The following is a 16,303-nucleotide window of genomic DNA, read 5'->3' as shown; positions in this document are numbered from 1 at the left end:
TAGTCATGACCCGCCCGCAAGGAACCATCGCCCCCATCCTGACACCGTTCGAAGACGACGGCCGCATCGCGCGCGATCTCTGGATCTCCCACGCCAAATGGGTGCTCGGCCAGGGCGCGCATTTCCTCTCGCCCTTCGGCACGACGGGCGAAGCGCTGTCAGTTTCGTTGCGTGAGCGCATGCAGGCGCTGGAATGGCTGGTCGAGGCCGGCATCGCGTCCGACCGGCTGATGCCCGGCACTGGTGTGACCGCGCTTCCCGAAACGGTCGAATTGTCGGCGCATGCCGTCGGCCTCGGCTGCGCCGCGGTCATGGTGCTGCCGTCCTTCTTCTACACCGGCGCCGGCGACAATGGTCAGGCGCGCTATTACAGCGAACTGATCGAGAAGGTGGCGAAGCCATCAATGCGCATGATCCTCTATCACATCCCGCAGAATTCCGGCGTGCCGGTCAGCCCGGCGCTGACAGCCAGACTGAGCAAGGCCTTTCCGGACACGGTCGTCGCCTACAAGGACAGCGCCGGCGACTGGAACAACACCGCCGCCGTCATCGCCGCCGCGCCCGATATCTCCGTGTTCCCAAGCTCGGAGGCGCAACTCACCAAGGGTCTCGCGAGCGGCGCGGCCGGCTGCATCTCGGCCACGGTCAATCTGAACGCCGCCGCCATCCGCCGCCTCTACGACGCGGCCCGCAAAGGCGAGGACGTCGCCGAGGCGGATGCAGCCGTCAAGGCGTTCCGCAAGGTGATCCAGGATGCCGGGCTGATCCCGGCGATGAAGGCGGTGCTTGCGGTCAAGTCCGGCGACCGGCGCTGGCTGAACCTGCGCGCGCCGCATGAGAATGCGACGCTGGAAAACGGCCAGGCGCTGATTGCGGCGCTGGGCAGCGCCGCCAACCATATCGGCCGCAATTGAGGTCGCGATGTCGGCGCGCCCAACAATCATCCTGCACACCGACAAGCCGGCGGGCGCGCTTGCCGTGCTCGCCGAGACGCATCCGGACCTCGAAGTCCATGCCTGCGATACCTATGCCGGCCTCCCAGCCCTGATCGAACAGACCGCTGCCGAGGTGGTCTATTCAATCCGCTTCGACGGCACGCCGCGCTATCCGCGCCAGGCGTTGACCGAGAGCCCGACGGTGAAATGGATATCGATCGGCGGTTCCGGCACCGACCATCTCGGGCGGTGGGACCCTACGCGCGTGACGGTGACGAACTCGGCCGGCGTCGCCGCCGGCATGCTCGCCGAATATGCGCTCGGCGCCATGCTCTCCTCCTCGCTCGACCTGCGCGGCTTCGAGCGTCGCCAGCAGGCCCGCCAATGGGACGGCGGCCGCGTCGAGCCGATCGAGGGCAAGACCGTCCTCATTGTCGGCCTCGGCAAGACCGGCGAGGCCGTCGCACGCCGTTCGCAGGCGATGGGCATGCGCACGCTCGGCATCCGCGCGCGGCCGAAACCGATGCCTTCGCTCGACGAGGTACATGGTCCCGATGCGCTGCTGGCATTGGTAGGCCGCGCCGATTTCATCGTCTGCTGCGTGCCTCTGCTGCCGACCACGCGCGGTCTGCTTGGCGAGGCCGCGTTCGCCGCGATGAAGGCGACCGCCGTGCTCATCGACATTTCGCGCGGCGGCGTCGTCGAGGAAGCCGCATTGCTGCGCGCGCTCGACAGCGGGCGGATCAAGGGCGCGGCGCTCGACGTATTCACGACCGAGCCGCTGCCGGCCGAGCATCCGCTCTGGAGCTACGACAACGTCGTCGTCACGCCGCATTGCGCGGCGGCCTATGACGGCTGGGACATCAAGTCGGTGCGCATGTTCGCCGACAATCTGGCGCGCTACCGCAAAGGCCAGCCGCTGGAGAATATGGTCAATCCGGAACGCGGGTACTGAACCCGAGAGGAAATAAACCGATGTCACAGGACAGGCGCGGCGGCGGTCGCCGATCGAGGCTCGGACGCAGCGGCGGCGGCATCGCGCAACTGCCGTGGCAGAGCGTGAGAAACCCCTATCCCCCGATGCAGCTTCTCGACGAAGAGCGCATGGAGCAGCTGCACAAGACGTCGATGCGCATCCTGTCGGAGCTCGGCATCCGCGTCATGAGCGAAAAGGTGATGGACCTATTCGCCAAGGCCGGCGCCATTGTCGACCGCGATAGCAACACCATCCGCATCGACGAGAGCATCGTCACCGAGGCCCTGCGCAACGTTCCCTCGTCCTTCACGCTGACCAGCCGCAACCCCGACAAGCAAGTCCATTTCGGCGGCAATTCGCTGGTCTTCGGCCTGGTCGCCGGTCCGCCCAATGTGCATGACCGCCTCAACGGCCGGCGTCCAGGCAACCTGCCCGACTATCAGAACTTCATCCGGCTGGCGCACCACTTCAATGCCATCCACATCATCGGCAACCAGGTGGTGGCGCCGATCGAGCTGCCGGCCAATTCCCGCCATCTCGACACCTATCACGCCAATCTGACGCTGAGCGATCTCTCCTTCCACTGCACCGCGATTGGCCGCGCCAGGGCGATGGACGGCATCAACATGATGGCGATCGCGCGCGGCATCTCCGTCGAGGAGATGCGCGCTTCGCCGGGCGTGACCACGATCATCTCGATCAACTCGCCGCGCCTCTTCGACGATGCGATGGCCGAAGGCCTGATCGCCATGGCCGAGCATGGCCAGCCAGTAACAGTCACGCCCTTCACACTGATGGGCGCGATGACGCCGGTGACGCTTGCCGCAGCGCTCTGCCAGCAGAACGCCGAGGCGCTGTTCGGCGTGACGCTGACACAGCTCGTCAATCCCGGCACGCCGGTGATGTACGGCGCCTTCACCTCCAATGTCGACATGAAGTCGGGCGCGCCCGCCTTCGGCACGCCGGAAAACGCCAAGGCCAACATCATCGCGGGGCAGTTGGCGCGGCGCTACAATTTGCCCTATCGCACCTCCAACGCGAACGCCTCCAACGTCGTCGATCTGCAGGCGGCCTACGAGACCGAGATGGCGACCTGGGGCGCGGTGCTGGGCGGCGCCAATCTCATCTACCACGCGGCCGGCTGGCTGGAGGGTGGCCTGACCGCGTCCTACGAGAAGCTCGTGCTCGACGTCGAGATCCTGCAGAACATGATGGAGTTCCTGCGGCCGCTGCCGTTCCAGGAGGACGACCTCGGCTTCGAGGCGATCAAGTCAGTGCCGGCCGGCGGTCATTTCTTCGGCGCCGAGCACACCATGTCGCGCTACACCACCGCCTTCTACCAGCCGATGCTCTCCAACTGGCAGAATTACGGCGCCTGGCAGGAAGCCGGCGGCAAGGACGCGCTGGAGCGCGCGACCGAGCTCTGGCAGCAGGCCCTGCACGACTACGAGGAACCGGTGACGGACCCCGCGATACGCGAGGAGCTCGACGCCTATGTGGCGCGCCGCCGCGAAGAGATTGCGGCGAATCCAGAAGCTTAGGAAACCCATCTAATGCCTTATGATCTCGTCATTCGCCACGCGACGCTGATCGCCGGCGACGGTTTGAAACCATTCGAAGCCGACATCGCGGTCACCGGTGACCGGATCACGGCGATCGGTCGGCTGGACGATGCTCAGGGCGTCGAGGAGATCGACGCCAAGGGCAGGGTGATCGCGCCGGGCTTCATCGACGTGCACACGCATGACGATGGCGCGCTGTTAGCCCCGCGCGGCATGGACCCGAAGATCAGCCAGGGCGTGACGACGGTGATTGCCGGCAATTGCGGCGTCAGCCTCGCGCCGCTGCTGCTCGACAAGACTCCGCCGCCGCCCTTCACGCTGGTCGGCGGCCGCGAGAATTTTCGCTTCGACCGCTTTCCCGACTATGTCGCTGAGCTGAAGCGCCGCGGCATTGCCACCAACGCCGCCCTGCTCGTCGGCCACACCACCTTGCGCCAGCGCTGCATGCCGGTTACCGACCGGCCGGCCAATGAAGGGGAAACGGCGGCAATGCAGGAAGCCGTCGCCGAGGCGATGGCGGAAGGCGCCTTCGGCCTCAGCACCGGGCTCGACTACCCGCCGGCCGTCAACTCCTCGACCGACGAGGTCAAGGCTTTGGCCGCCACGGCGGCAGGCCTGGGTGGTCCCTATGTCACCCATACGCGCAACTATTTCGAGACGATGGACGAAGCGATCGAGGAAGCGATCGACATTGCCGATCACGCCGGCGGCAAGCTCTTCATCTCGCACCACCAGTGCACCGGCCGCGCCAATTTCGGCAAGAGCCGGCCCTCGCTGGAGCGCATCGACCGGGCGCGCGAGACGATAGACATCGGCATGGATGTCTATCCCTATGCCGCGAGTTCCACGGTGCTGCGCCTGGAGCGCTGCGACACCGGCCTGAAGATCCTGATCACCTGGTCCGATCCGCATCCGGAGATGGCGAGGCGCGAGATCGCCGACATCGCGCGCGAATGGAACTGCACCGAGCGCGAGGCCGGCCAGCGCCTGCTGCCGGCGGGCGCGGTCTATTTCCAGCTCGACGAGGACGACGTCCGCAACATCATCGCCCATCCGCGCACCATGATCGGCTCCGACGGCCTGCCGCATGATATCCACCCGCATCCGCGCCTATGGGGCACGTTTCCTCGCGTGCTCGGGCACTACGCGCGTGACGTCGGGTTGCTCACCTTGGAAGAGGCCGTGTTCCGCATGACCGGGCTGCCCGCGAAGGAATTCGGCATCGCGCAACGCGGACTGCTGGCCGAAGGCAACTTCGCCGACCTCGTCGTCTTCGACCCCGAGACGATCATCGACACCGCCACCTTCGAGGAACCGCGCCGGCCCGCCGCCGGTATCGAGCATGTCTTTGTGAACGGCGTATCGGTGTGGCGAAAAGGGAGAGCCACTGGAGTGCTGCCTGGCGCGGTTCTCAAGCCTTCGGCCTCAAAGCCGATCGTCAGAGGCGCATGCAACTGCGGCGCGGATCACAGCGCCTCGTAAATCCTGTCGACCGTCTCCAGCGTGTAGGCGAATTCCACCGGCCGCGTGCAGCGCCAACCGTTGAAAGATTGGCCGGCCAGCGCCTTCAGCGCCTCAGGATGGCGAAGAATGCCGCCGCCATAGAGCCGGTTCGCCATGTCGAGCATGCCGGTGCGGTGCATCGCCTCCGTCATGCTGCCGCAGGCGTCCTTGACCAGCCAGACGCGAAACCCGTGGTAAACCGCGTCGAAGACGCTTGCGGTCACGCAGCTGTCGGTCAGCACGCCGGCGACCACGAGGTTTTCAACCCCGAGCGTGGCGAGCCGTTGCGACAGATCGGTCCGGCGGAAGGCGCTTGGCCAGTGCTTGTGGATGACGATGTCGCCGGGCAGCGCCGCCACCTCGGCGCAGATATCCGCGCCTTCGCTCCCAGCGACTGCTGAGCGGAATTCCTCGGTCAAGATTTCCTCCTGCCGCGCATAGCCGTCGCGTTCCTCCGGCTTCACCCAGGCCTGCGCGTGGATGACGGGTACGCCCGCCTTGCGGGCGGCGTCGATCAGCACGGCAGTGTTGGCGAGCACCGCGTCATAGCCGACGACCGGCCATGCGGCGTCAGGACGGTATTCATTCTGCAGGTCAATGACGAGCAAGGCGGTCTTGGCGAGGTTCATGGCTCATCCAACGGATTGATGACGAAACGCAGAAGCAGCCGGATCGCCTGATCGAGATCGGCGATCTCCATGCTCTCATGCGGATTGTGGCTGCCGTTCTCGTTGCGCACGAAAAGCATTGCCGTCGGAATGCCGGCGCCGGCGAAGGTCGCCGCGTCGTGGCCGGCTCCGCTCGGCACATGCGGCGCGTTTATTCGCAGCTCGATGGCGGCATGATCCAGTCCCGCGATCAGCCCCGGTGACATCGTCGCCGGCTCCCAGGTGACGCGCTGCCCGAGTTCGAACGCCACGCCCCGCCTGGCGCTGACTTCAGCCAGAATAGTCCGAAGCCGCGCCTCGACACGTTCGAGAACCGTCGCTTCGGCGCTGCGCACATCCAGCGTGAAGCCGAGCTCGCCCAGAACCCGGCTGCCGCCATGCTGTGTCGGATCGGATTGCACACGGCCGAAGGTGATCGTCGCCTCATGCCCTTCACGTTCCAACGCGTCCCATTCGATCTCCAGCGCGGCGACCAGATCGGCAAAGCCAAGCACGGCATCATGCCGGGCGAAGCGCGGCTCGGCGCCGGAATGAGCGTAAGCGCCAAGGCATTTCGCATCGACATAGCGGAACCCGCCGGCAATCCCGGTGACAATACCGACCGGCGCTTCGGCGGCGACGAGACGCGGTCCCTGCTCGATATGCACCTCGATGAAAGCCGCGATCCGCGCCGCATAGATCCCAGGAACCCCGCGCCGCACCGCATCGGGGTCGAACCCTTCCTCGCGCATGTGTTCGGCCAGCGTGCGGCCGCTGTCGGATCGTTTTGCTTCAAGCGCCTCCGGATCGAGCAAGCCAAGAGCCGCCTGGCTGCCCGGATAGGACAGCGGAAACCAGACGGCTTCCTCGGCGCGCGTGGCCAACACGATGAGATCACGGTGCAATCGGACGCCTTGAGCCATCAGTTCCGCCATCAGGGCAAGGCCCGCCACGACGCCGGCGGCCCCATCGAAATTGCCGCCATGCGCCACACTGTCGAGATGCGAACCGACGACCAAAGCCGGCAGGTCCGGATCGCGGCCATTGAGCGTCAAATAGAGATTCCCGGCGGCATCGGTGCGCGCAACCGCGCCAAGCTTTTGCGCTTCCTCGCGCACCAGACCGTGAGCAAAGCGCTCGCCCGGTCCATAGGCGACGCGCGTGACGCCTGGCGCGTCGGCCGTGGCGTCAGCGAGTGTCTCCAGGATGCGTCCGGCCAGTTGACCTCCGGCCGTAAGGACGGCGCTGTTCATGAGGCAACCTTGCCGGCTTCGGGCGTGACATCACGCAGCCGGTGCGGCGTGAGATCGTCCAGCGACACGCCCTGCCGCGCGACATCGTCCGGCAGGCCGCCGCCGGCGATCAGGCTGGCGCAGACGCGCGACAGCGCCGGGGAGGTCTTGATCCCGTAGCCGCCCTGCCCGACCAGCCAGACGAAATCCGGAAACTCGTCGTCAGGCCCGACCACCGGCGAGCCGTCGGCGACGAAGGTCCGCAAGCCAGCCCATGAACGCGACACGCGCTGCACCTCGGTCGTCGTTGCCCGCTCGAGGCGCTCAGCGCCGATCGCGACATCGATGTCTTCCGGATAGGCGTCCATCGGCGCTGACGGCGTCGCATCGGCCGGCGACACGAAGAGCTGCCCGGCATCCGGCTTGAAATAGAATTCGGCGCCGACATCGTTGACCAGCGGCCAGTCGGCTATGTCCATACCCGCAGGTGCGGGAATATTGAAAGCGGTGCGGCGCTTCGGCTGCAGCCCGACCGGACGGACGCCAGCCATGGCCGCGATCTCGTCGCCCCAGGCGCCGGCCGCATTGACGATCAGCGGCGCAAGGAATGGTCCCGCTTCCGTCTCGACCCGCCACTGTCCGCCCTGCCTGCCGATGCCTCTGACACCAGCCTTGGTGACGATGCGCGCGCCCCGCGCCCGCGCGCCGCGCAGAAAACCCTGGTGCAGGCCGTTGACGTCGATATCCATCGAATTCGGTTCGATGTAAGCGCCGGCGAGATAGTCCCGGCGCAGCACCGGCACGCGCACGATCGCCTCGTCCGGCGTCATCGCAACGATCGAGGGCACCAGCGCCTGCGCGGCGGCCAGATCCTCACGCAACAGGTCGAGCTGGTCGGCGCGCGCCACTGTGATCATGCCGCGCTTGCTGAGCAGCGGATAATCACAAAAACCCGCAGGCGGCTCGGTCAGGAAGGCGCGGCTGGCCAGCACGATGCGGCGGATGACGCCGTTGCCGTAATTCTCGGTGAAGCTCGCGGCCGAGCGTCCGGTGGTGTGGTAGCCGCAATGGCTCTCCCGCTCGAGCAGCACGACCTTCCTGTCGCGCGAAATCTCGTACGCGGCGCCGGCGCCGGCCATGCCGCCGCCGATGATGATCACTTCGGTCTGCTCGCTCATCGATCCCCCTAAACTGCTCAGCGCGGCTTCGCAGGCGGCTCGCCCAGACGGCCGCGGCGGGCGCGGTCGCGGGCGCCCCGCCCCTCGGCCAGATTCTCGGCAGGCGAATTCTGCGCGGCGCAATCCCGCAAAGCGAGGTCGGTGACAAAAGGCACCGGCTTGCCGGCGATTGCCATGCCCTTCAGCCGCGCCCAGACGGCGCGCCGCTTGCGCACCTGATGCGACTGCAATTCGCCGATCTCGGCAATGTCGCTCTCGCGCTTGATCTGCAGGGCGCCAGCCTCGACGGCCGCGTCGAACAGCTCCCGCCCGCGCTTCGTGCGCACGATGATGCCGTTGAGCGGTTCATCCTCTATAGCCGGCCCGCCGTTCAGCCAGGAATCCGAGACCGCGATATCCGCCACCTGGCCGATCGCATCAGGACAGATCTTGCAGCGCGGCTGGATCATCCATTTGTCCTCGTCTTCCCAGAGCTGCCGGTAGCTGATCTCGAAAGCGCGGCCGTCCTTGGTTTCGATGCGATTCGGGCCGGGATTGCCATGGCCCCGGTAGCGGAACAGGGCTAGCTCGTCCTCGCCGAGGCCAAAACGCTGCAGCACCTGTTCCGACTTGGTGAGGTCCGACGCGCCGCCGCAGACGAAGGCGAGCGCATAGCGCATGTGCTCGTCGACGCGCGGATCGAGCCGCGCCAGGTTGCGCACGGCGGTGATGTCGCAGGGCTTGGCGATCAGCGCGAACGGCTCGCCGCGATCGAGGATGTCGTTGAAATCCACCAGCGTGGCCGCCGGCCCATAGCGCGAGCCCGCGCCTTCGAGCACGGAAGCGGCGTCGAAGCTCAGCTTGCGTTCCGTGCGCATCGGCATGGAGCGCGACGCCGCGACATGAAGCACGAATTTTACGCGTCCCGAGCTGAGCAGGAATTGGCCAAGCGCCGTCAGTGTCCCGCCGCCGGAGCCGATAAACCGGACCGTCGGATCTGCGGCGGAACCGAGCACAAGCCGCTCGACCGGTCCCCAGACCGTGTCCGCCAACGCGGCCTCGTTTATCTGCGCCGCGGCCGGACCGGCGATGCGTGTTCCCGGGCAGACGGCGTTGATCTTCGCCAATGTCGGCTTGTCCAATGCCTTTCGTGCCACCGGCCGCTCGCGCTCTTCCGGTGTCATCACCATCTCGACGTCGCCAGGCCCGGCCATCGACCGGCAGAGGCCGCAGCCGATGCAAAGACCGTTCTCGACGATCTCGCCGAGCGACAGCGGATCGGCCGCGCGCGGCGCCTGGCTGTAACTGGTCTCGATCAGGCCCATTCGATGTCAGACCGGATCCGAAATGCGCTTGTACTGGTCGGGGCGGCGATAGAGCGCGAAGTTGAAGTTCACTTTGCGGCACGTCTCGATCAGATCGAGATCTGCACGGTGCACGATGACCTCGTCGTCGAGCGACATCGCCTGCGCGGCAATCTCGCCGGTCGGCGCGATGATGCAGGAGCCGCCAATCAGCGCCTGGCCATCTTCCAGCCCGGCCTTGGCGGCGGCGCCGATCCAGAGCGTGTTCTGATAGGCGCCGGCCTGCATCGGCAGGTGATTGTGAAACATGCGTAGATGCGCCAGCGCCGGCGCCTCGTCGAGCTGGAGCGGCGTGTTGTAGCCGAGCAGCGCCACCTCGGCGCCGTTGAGGCAGAGCATGCGATAGGTTTCGGGCCAGCGGCGGTCGTTACAGATGGCGAGGCCGACGCGCACGCCGCGATAGTCGTAGACGGGGAAGCCGAGATTGCCGGGTTCAAAGTAACGCCGTTCGAGATGCGTGGTGATGCCCGCTTCCGGCTCGCTCGACCCCGGCACATGCATCTTGCGATAGCGGCCGATGAAGGCGCCGTCCGGCCCGACCAGGTCCATGGTGTTGAAATGGCGCGTGCGGCCCTCTTCCTGCGTTAGCTCGCAATAGCCTAGCGCGAAGCCGACTTTCAGGCGCGCGGCCGCATCGTAGAGTCGCTGCGTTTGCGGCCCCGGCATCGAGGCTTCGAAGAAGGCTTCGATCTCGGCCTGGTCGTCGATGCGCCAGCGCGGGAAGAAGGTGGTGAGCGCCATTTCCGGAAAAACGGCAATCTCGGCGCCGGCGGAAGCGGCCTTCTCAAGCAGATGCACCAGGCGCCCGACCGTCTCGGCGCGCGTGGCGCTGCGCTGGATCGGTCCGGTCTGGCAAACGGCGATGGTCAGGCATCGAGCCATGGCGTCCAATCCTCGACTGGTTTTCCCGAGAGCTCGGGATCTGCGGCGTTACGTGCCACGAAGCGACCGAAGCCTGGTTCGGCCTGCAGCTTGCCGTCGGCGACCACCGGCACGCCGCGCACCAGGACGGTGGTCGGCTTGCCGGTGACGACCCTGCCCTCGTAGGGCGTAAAATCGACGCGCGAATGCAGCGCCTCATGCCCGAGCGTCCAGCGCACCGTCGGATCCCACAGCGCCAGATCCGCGTCGAGCCCGACGGCGATGCTGCCCTTGCGATCGGCGAAACCGTAGATCGAGGCGGCGTTGCGCGAGGTGAGGTCTAGATAGCGGTCGAGTGTCAGCCGGCCGGTGAGAAGCCCTTCCGAGAACAGCAGCGGCAGCCGCGTCTCGATGCCGGGAATGCCGCTCAGCGTCGTGGTGAAGCCGGGCGTCTCGGAGCGGCCGATCTTGTCGGCGAAGTAATAGGGCGAATGGTCGGACGACCAGAGATCGATGCCGCCCTCGATCAGTTCGCGCCACAGATGCTCATGGCTGCGCGGCGAGCGCGGCGGCGGTGAGAAGACGAAGCGTGCAGCGTCGATCACCGGGCGATCGAGATCGGCGGCTCCGAGAAACAGATATTGCGGACATGTCTCGGCGATCGCGTCGACACCACGCGCCTTCGCCCGCGCCACCTCCTCGGCCGACTGCCAGGACGAGACATGCACGATGGTCATGCGCGCGCCGGTTATTTCGGCGAAGGCCAGCGCGCGATGCGTCGCCTCGCGTTCCATCGTCTCGCTGTGGGCCACCAGATGATAGCGGATGTCAGTGCGGCCGAGATCGATGAGCCGCTGTCGCGTGCGGCGGATCGCGGCGTCGTTCTCGGCATGGACCATGACGATCCAGCCCAGCCGCCGCGCCGTATCGAGAACCTTGAAGAACAGATCATCGTCGACGGCAAAACCCTGATAGGTCATGAACAGCTTGACCGAGGCGATACCGCGCCCGGCAAGCGCGCCAAGCTGGGCCTCGACATCGGCGCCGGTGCTGATGGTCACCACGGCATGCAGCCCGTAGTCGATCACGGCGCGTCCCGCCGCGCGCTCCAGCGCGCGGTCGATGGCGGCGATCGTCGTCATGTCCTGTCCGGGCATGCCGAACGGCACGATGCAGGTGGTGCCGCCGAACGCCGCGGAGATCGTGCCAGCATAGAAATCGTCGGCATTGCCGGCGCCGCCCCAGACGGGCTGGTCGAGATGGCAATGCGTATCGATGCCGCCGGGCATCACCCAGCGGCCGCCGGCGTCGATGGACTTCTGGCCGGATAGGCCTTTGCCGATGGCGGCGATGCGGCCGTCGTCAACGCCGATGTCGCACTCGGCCCAGCCATCGTCGAGCGCCACGCGTCCGCCTTTGATCACCAGCTCATGCATTGGCGCACCCTCACCGGTCCGCTCAGCCGACGGCCGCCGTCACCATGATCTCGACGCGATACTGGTCGCCGGCAACCCGCGCTTCCACCGTGGCGCGCACCGGCATGGCGCTCCTGTCGATCCAGGCGTCCCAGGCCGTGTTCATCAACTCGAAATCGGCGATGTCGCGGAGCCAGATCTGAGCGCTCAAGAGCTTTGACTTGTCGCTGCCGGCCTTGGCGAGAAGCGCATCGATCTTGGCCAGTATCTGTTTGGTCTGACTGGTGGTGTCGCCGGAAAGATCGTCCGCCGTCAGGCCGGCCACATAGACGGTGCCGTTGTAGCGCAGCACCCGGCAGAAGCGCTGTCCGTTTTCCAGGCGTTCGATCGTCATATCGTTCCCTTCCGCTGTTTCTCGGATTCTGGCCTTTGCCTATGGTAAGGAGGGTGCAAAACCACTGTAAAGCCCGCAGCAAAGCCGAGATGCCGCTTTCCTTCACAGCGATGGCCAAAAAAATTTAAGCCATAGCCGCCCCAATCTTCGTTTGTGGCAACCACGGCAAAGTGTAGCTTCTGCTCGGGCTGCCGTCGGTCAACGGTCACGCCAGGGGAGCCGCCGCAGCCGCATCCATGAGGTCGATCGCTCAATCCGCGATGAGGCTTTGGCACAATGCAGAGCGCTCCCGCGCCATGCTGCCGATCATGGTCGGCGTCTGCCTGGCCTGCATCGGCAGCGCCATGTTGACCACCGCCGTGTCGCTGCATCTCGGCAAGCCCGGCATTTCTCCCCAGGTCGTGCAGATCGTGCTGACCGCCTATCCCGTGGGCTTCCTCGTCGGATGCCTGGTCACCCGCCCGGCGGTCGCGCAATACGGCCATGAGCGCACTTTTGTGGTGATCCTGGTGCTGGCACTGCTGGCGGCGTCCGGCTTCGTGTTCACCGATTTCCTGCCGAGCTGGATCTGCTTCCGCCTGCTCGGCGGCATGGCGATGGCATCGCTCTTCGTCGTCTGCGAAAGCTGGATCAACCTCTATGCCGAGCAGCACAATCGCGGCGCGCTGTTCTCGCTCTACATGCTGACGACGGCGATCGCCGTGCTGCTCGGGCAGCTCCTTGTCGGCCTGGTCGGCCCGCAATCGCCGCATCTGTTCACGGTCGCGGCCGCAACGGTGCTGCTGGCGCTGGTCTCCAAGTTCGTTGGCGGACGTTGGCCGGCGCTGCCTGCAACCGATCCGGAGCATGCGGGTTCAGCGAGACCGGTCAAGCGGCTTGGCCCGCTGGCGCTGTTCCGGCTGGCGCCGGTGACGGTCGTCGCCATCTTCCAGGGCGGCATCACCAACATGAACATCTTCGTGCTGACGCCGATCTACGGCACGCAGATCGGCCTGTCGGCGGCCACGACGGTCGGTCTGGTCACGACCATCAGCATCGCCGGCATGCTGGCGCAGACGCCTGTCGGCTGGCTATCGGACAGGTTCGAACGGCGCATCATATTGCTTGTCCAGGGCATCCTGTCGGTCGCGCTATGCGCCACGATCGCCTGGGTCGGCAATTCTTCGGTGCCGCTGCTTTTCGTCCTGTTCTTCGTCTATGGCTGCACGGCTCTCACCGTTTATCCTGTGGCCATGGCGTTCGGCGCCTCGCAATTGCACAGCCGGTACATGGTCGGCGCTTCCGGCACACTGCTTTTGCTCTATTCGATCGGCAATGTCGCGACACCCGGCATTTCCGCCGGCCTGATGCAGCATATGGGCGCGCCGGCGATGTTCCTGCTGCTCGGCGGCGGCGCCGTGCTGGTCACGCTCGCTGCCTGCTACAATCTCTTGCGCCGTCCAGTCACCATGGCGACCATGCAGGCCATAGAGGAGCAGGTCTGATGACGGATCCAGCCAAGAACCGCCTGCAAGACAGTGTCATCCTGATCGCCGGCGCTGCCAGCGGCATCGGCGCGGCAATTGCTCGGCGCTGTGTTGCCGAAGGCGCAAAGGTCGTCTGCGCCGACTATGATCTGGAGCCGCCGACAAAACTTGCCGACGCGCTCGGGCCTTCCGCCGCGGCTTGCCGGTGCGATGTGACGAAGATCGACTCCGCCAGATCGGCCGTTCATTTCGCGGAACAAAAATTCGGCCGGCTCGACGGGTTGGTGCACAACGCCGCAGCACCTTCGACCAGCGCCACCGTCGTCGATCTCGACGAAAGCGCGTGGCGGCACGAGATCGATGTCGGGCTGACCGGCGCCTTCCTGATGAGCAAGTTCGCCGTGCCGCTGATCGCGGCCAGCGGCGGCGGTTCGGTCGTCTTCATCGGTTCGCAATTCGGACGTGTCGCCACCACCAGGGCCGTCGCCTATTGCGCCGCCAAGGCCGGCCTGATCCACCTCGCCAAGGCGATGGCCGTCGATCACGCGCCCGACAAGATCCGCGTCAACAGCCTGTCGCCCGGCGCGGTCGCGACGACGCGCCTGCTGCGCCGGTTCGCCGATTTCGAGGCGGCCAATGCCGGCCTCGGGCCTGCCCATCTGCTCAACCGCATCGCCGAGCCGGACGAGATCGCCGCGGCGGCGGCTTTCCTGCTTTCTTCCGACGCGTCCTTCGTCACCGGATCCGACATGCTCGTGGACGGCGGCTATGCGACGCGCTGAGCCCGTGTTTTCAAAGGAGTTCCCATGACCCTGCTCGTCACCGGCGGCACCGGCTTCGTCATGAGCGTGGTCGCGCGCGCCTGGCTGGATCGCAATCCGCAAGCCCGCGCCGTGATCCTCGACCGGTCCGGCCTCGACGCCGCCGCCGAAAAGCATTTCGCGCCGGTGCGCGAGCGGCTGACGGTGATTTCCGCCGACATTCTCGACGCGAAAGCCTGGTCAGCGACGCTCGACAAGCACCGCATCACCGCGATCGTGCACGGCGCGACGATCACGCCGATCTCGCGCGGCAGCGCCTCGGAAGCAAAACGCCAGCCGGAGGCCGAGGACCCGGCCCGCATCGTCGACGTCAACCTGATGGGCACCGTGCGCATGCTGGACTGGGCGCGCACGAATCCCGACCTGAAGCGCTTCATCTACGTCAGCTCCGGTTCCGTCTACCGCCACAATGGGCCCGATTGGGCGAGCGAGCCGCTGCCGGAAGACGGCTATGTCGCGCCGCTGACGCTCTACGGCATCTCGAAATTCGCCTCAGAGATGGTCACCAACCGCTATGCCGACCTGTTCGGCCTGTCGGCGGTCTCGGTGCGGCTTGCTTCCGTCTACGGCCCGATGGACCGCGCCACCGAGAGCCGCAACTTCCGCCATGTCCCCAACCGCGTCGCGCATATGGCCTTGGCCGGCGAGACGATCAGGCCGAACAGCCTGGAGCCTCTGGGCGACTATGTCGCCTCGACCGACGTTGCCGCCGCGATCCTGGCGCTGATCGATGCCCAGCACCTCAACTACCGCCACTACAATATCGGCTCCGGGTCCAGCCAGACCATTGGCGAGATCATCGGCTGGGCAAGGGAGCGCGTGCCGGGACTGAAGGCCGAGGTGACGCCGGGTGAAGACGCCAATATCGTCCAGGATGTGACGCTGAAAGGCGGGATGTGGGGCGCCTATGACATCGCCCGCATCATGCGCGACACGGAATGGCGGCCGCGCCCCGGCAAGGAAGCCTTCCACGCCTACATGGATTGGATTGCTGCCAACGAGAATTGAGCCAACGAGATCAGAGGAGACAGCCGATGCCGACCGATCCGCAGCAACCGCAGCAGCCGCGCGACTTTGTCGGCTACGGCCCGCACCCGCCATTCGTCACCTGGCCGGGCGGCGTCAAGCTCGCCGTCAACCTCGTGCTCAACTACGAAGAAGGGTCGGAGTACAACTGGCTGGAAGACGGCCGCAACGACAATTGGGGCGAATACAATCTCACCGGCAGCATGCCGGTGCGCGACCTCGGCACGGAGACGCATTACGAATATGGCAGCCGTGCCGGCGTCTGGCGCCTCGCCAGGCTGTTCGACCGCTACGACATTCCAGTCACCTTTTCCGCCTGCGCCGTGGCGCTGGAGCGCAATCCGCCCTTGGTCGAGTGGATGAAAGCGCGAAGGCACGACCTGATGGGCCATGGCCTGCGCTGGATCGACTACACGGTGATGGAGCGAGATGAGGAAGAACGCCATCTGCACGAGGCGATTGCTCTCTATGAAAAACTGCTGGGCAAGCGGCCGCTCGGCTGGAACTGCCGCTCGCTGCCCAGCGTCAACACACGCGACCTGCTGGTGAAGGAAGGCGGCTTCCTCTACCATTCCGATCCCTGCAATGACGACCTGCCCTATTTCCTGGACCACCGGGGCACGGAAATCCTGGTCGTCCCCTATTCCAAGGCGCTCAACGACAGCCGCTACCTTGTGGCGCCCGGCTACAGCAATCCGCGCGACTTCGCCGAGGACAGCCGCTCGGCCATCGACTATATGCTCTCCGAAGCCGACGAGACCGGCGGCCGCATGCTGACCATCGGCATCCACGCCCGCTGGACGGGCCAGCCGAACCGCGCCTCGGGCCTGCGCGAGGTCATCGAGCATGTCCAGCAAAGCGACGGCGCCGCCTTCATGCGCCGCGAGGACATCGCCCGCTTCTGGCACGCCAATCATGCTCGCTTCGAACAGCGCGGCTGAGCG

The 16,303-nt window shown here is 66.0% G+C and carries 15 protein-coding genes; 8 read left to right on the top strand and 7 right to left on the bottom strand.

Annotation, left to right across the window (positions count from 1 at the left end; translation table 11 throughout):
• Positions 1–5 precede the first annotated feature (5 nt).
• Genes EJ069_RS05130 through EJ069_RS05115 form a run of 4 tightly spaced genes read left to right on the top strand, consistent with a single transcriptional unit; the run spans position 6 to position 4,955 of the window.
• Positions 6–914, top strand: coding sequence for a dihydrodipicolinate synthase family protein (locus EJ069_RS05130; protein ID WP_126060373.1), 909 nt, complete (start codon positions 6–8; stop codon positions 912–914).
• Between the two features lie 7 nt (positions 915–921).
• Positions 922–1,890, top strand: a complete 969-nt coding sequence (locus EJ069_RS05125; RefSeq protein WP_126060372.1) for a D-2-hydroxyacid dehydrogenase — start codon at positions 922–924, stop codon at positions 1,888–1,890.
• 20 nt (positions 1,891–1,910) lie between these two features.
• Positions 1,911–3,452, top strand: a complete 1,542-nt coding sequence (locus EJ069_RS05120; RefSeq protein WP_126060371.1) for a trimethylamine methyltransferase family protein — start codon at positions 1,911–1,913, stop codon at positions 3,450–3,452.
• A gap of 12 nt (positions 3,453–3,464) precedes the next feature.
• Positions 3,465–4,955 (top strand): D-aminoacylase, encoded by a 1,491-nt coding sequence (locus EJ069_RS05115; RefSeq protein WP_126060370.1) that lies wholly within the window; start codon positions 3,465–3,467, stop codon positions 4,953–4,955.
• Here EJ069_RS05115 and EJ069_RS05110 read toward each other — a convergent pair.
• From EJ069_RS05110 to EJ069_RS05080, 7 genes are read right to left on the bottom strand one after another with little or no spacing between them, the layout of a single operon-like run.
• Positions 4,940–5,605: an isochorismatase family cysteine hydrolase gene (locus EJ069_RS05110; protein WP_126060369.1), complete on the bottom strand. Its 666-nt coding sequence runs from the start codon at positions 5,603–5,605 to the stop codon at positions 4,940–4,942. The two genes, EJ069_RS05115 and EJ069_RS05110, sit on opposite strands and share 16 nt — an antisense overlap.
• Entirely contained in the window at positions 5,602–6,876 is a 1,275-nt protein-coding gene (locus EJ069_RS05105) for a Zn-dependent hydrolase (RefSeq protein ID WP_126060368.1), read from the bottom strand. Before EJ069_RS05105 ends, EJ069_RS05110 begins: the two co-directional genes overlap by 4 nt.
• The gene (locus EJ069_RS05100; RefSeq protein ID WP_126060367.1) at positions 6,873–8,033 is read right to left on the bottom strand and encodes an FAD-binding oxidoreductase; all 1,161 of its coding nucleotides are present in this window, start codon (positions 8,031–8,033) and stop codon (positions 6,873–6,875) included. The genes EJ069_RS05105 and EJ069_RS05100 overlap by 4 nt, the downstream gene beginning before the upstream one ends.
• Before the next feature lie 17 nt (positions 8,034–8,050).
• Positions 8,051–9,337 (bottom strand): Coenzyme F420 hydrogenase/dehydrogenase, beta subunit C-terminal domain, encoded by a 1,287-nt coding sequence (locus EJ069_RS05095; RefSeq protein WP_126060366.1) that lies wholly within the window; start codon positions 9,335–9,337, stop codon positions 8,051–8,053.
• Between the two features lie 6 nt (positions 9,338–9,343).
• On the bottom strand, positions 9,344–10,258 hold the full coding sequence (locus tag EJ069_RS05090) for a nitrilase-related carbon-nitrogen hydrolase (protein WP_126060365.1): 915 nt from the start codon (positions 10,256–10,258) through the stop codon (positions 9,344–9,346).
• On the bottom strand, positions 10,243–11,673 hold the full coding sequence (gene hydA / locus EJ069_RS05085; RefSeq protein WP_126060364.1) for a dihydropyrimidinase: 1,431 nt from the start codon (positions 11,671–11,673) through the stop codon (positions 10,243–10,245). The genes EJ069_RS05090 and hydA overlap by 16 nt, the downstream gene beginning before the upstream one ends.
• 22 nt (positions 11,674–11,695) lie before the next feature.
• Positions 11,696–12,046 carry a RidA family protein gene (locus EJ069_RS05080; protein ID WP_126060363.1) on the bottom strand — a complete coding sequence of 117 codons (351 nt, stop codon included), beginning with the start codon at positions 12,044–12,046 and terminating at the stop codon, positions 11,696–11,698.
• Between the two features lie 236 nt (positions 12,047–12,282).
• On the opposite strand from EJ069_RS05080, the gene EJ069_RS05075 reads away from it, so the two are divergent.
• From EJ069_RS05075 to EJ069_RS05060, 4 genes are read left to right on the top strand one after another with little or no spacing between them, the layout of a single operon-like run.
• Positions 12,283–13,530 (top strand): MFS transporter, encoded by a 1,248-nt coding sequence (locus EJ069_RS05075; RefSeq protein ID WP_126060362.1) that lies wholly within the window; start codon positions 12,283–12,285, stop codon positions 13,528–13,530.
• On the top strand, positions 13,530–14,294 hold the full coding sequence (locus EJ069_RS05070) for an SDR family oxidoreductase (protein ID WP_126060361.1): 765 nt from the start codon (positions 13,530–13,532) through the stop codon (positions 14,292–14,294). Before EJ069_RS05075 ends, EJ069_RS05070 begins: the two co-directional genes overlap by 1 nt.
• 24 nt (positions 14,295–14,318) lie before the next feature.
• Complete coding sequence (locus EJ069_RS05065) at positions 14,319–15,341, top strand: NAD(P)-dependent oxidoreductase (RefSeq protein ID WP_126060360.1); 1,023 nt, start codon at positions 14,319–14,321, stop codon at positions 15,339–15,341.
• Between the two features lie 26 nt (positions 15,342–15,367).
• Positions 15,368–16,300, top strand: coding sequence for a polysaccharide deacetylase family protein (locus EJ069_RS05060; protein WP_126060359.1), 933 nt, complete (start codon positions 15,368–15,370; stop codon positions 16,298–16,300).
• Positions 16,301–16,303 lie beyond the last annotated feature (3 nt).

This window comes from Mesorhizobium sp. M2A.F.Ca.ET.043.05.1.1 (assembly GCF_003952445.1).
In the GTDB taxonomy this organism is placed as follows: domain Bacteria; phylum Pseudomonadota; class Alphaproteobacteria; order Rhizobiales; family Rhizobiaceae; genus Mesorhizobium.
This window is presented reverse-complemented; position numbering and strand designations above follow the sequence as displayed.

Bases quoted from the DNA above. Each gene is read 5' to 3' on its own strand.
- EJ069_RS05130 (WP_126060373.1), top strand. From the start codon at position 6: ATGACCCGCCCGCAAGGAACCATCGCCCCCATCCTGACACCGTTCGAA.
- EJ069_RS05125 (WP_126060372.1), top strand. From the start codon at position 922: ATGTCGGCGCGCCCAACAATCATCCTGCACACCGACAAGCCGGCGGGC.
- EJ069_RS05120 (WP_126060371.1), top strand. From the start codon at position 1,911: ATGTCACAGGACAGGCGCGGCGGCGGTCGCCGATCGAGGCTCGGACGC.
- EJ069_RS05115 (WP_126060370.1), top strand. From the start codon at position 3,465: ATGCCTTATGATCTCGTCATTCGCCACGCGACGCTGATCGCCGGCGAC.
- EJ069_RS05110 (WP_126060369.1), bottom strand. From the start codon at position 5,605: ATGAACCTCGCCAAGACCGCCTTGCTCGTCATTGACCTGCAGAATGAA.
- EJ069_RS05105 (WP_126060368.1), bottom strand. From the start codon at position 6,876: ATGAACAGCGCCGTCCTTACGGCCGGAGGTCAACTGGCCGGACGCATC.
- EJ069_RS05100 (WP_126060367.1), bottom strand. From the start codon at position 8,033: ATGAGCGAGCAGACCGAAGTGATCATCATCGGCGGCGGCATGGCCGGC.
- EJ069_RS05095 (WP_126060366.1), bottom strand. From the start codon at position 9,337: ATGGGCCTGATCGAGACCAGTTACAGCCAGGCGCCGCGCGCGGCCGAT.
- EJ069_RS05090 (WP_126060365.1), bottom strand. From the start codon at position 10,258: ATGGCTCGATGCCTGACCATCGCCGTTTGCCAGACCGGACCGATCCAG.
- hydA (WP_126060364.1), bottom strand. From the start codon at position 11,673: ATGCATGAGCTGGTGATCAAAGGCGGACGCGTGGCGCTCGACGATGGC.
- EJ069_RS05080 (WP_126060363.1), bottom strand. From the start codon at position 12,046: ATGACGATCGAACGCCTGGAAAACGGACAGCGCTTCTGCCGGGTGCTG.
- EJ069_RS05075 (WP_126060362.1), top strand. From the start codon at position 12,283: ATGAGGTCGATCGCTCAATCCGCGATGAGGCTTTGGCACAATGCAGAG.
- EJ069_RS05070 (WP_126060361.1), top strand. From the start codon at position 13,530: ATGACGGATCCAGCCAAGAACCGCCTGCAAGACAGTGTCATCCTGATC.
- EJ069_RS05065 (WP_126060360.1), top strand. From the start codon at position 14,319: ATGACCCTGCTCGTCACCGGCGGCACCGGCTTCGTCATGAGCGTGGTC.
- EJ069_RS05060 (WP_126060359.1), top strand. From the start codon at position 15,368: ATGCCGACCGATCCGCAGCAACCGCAGCAGCCGCGCGACTTTGTCGGC.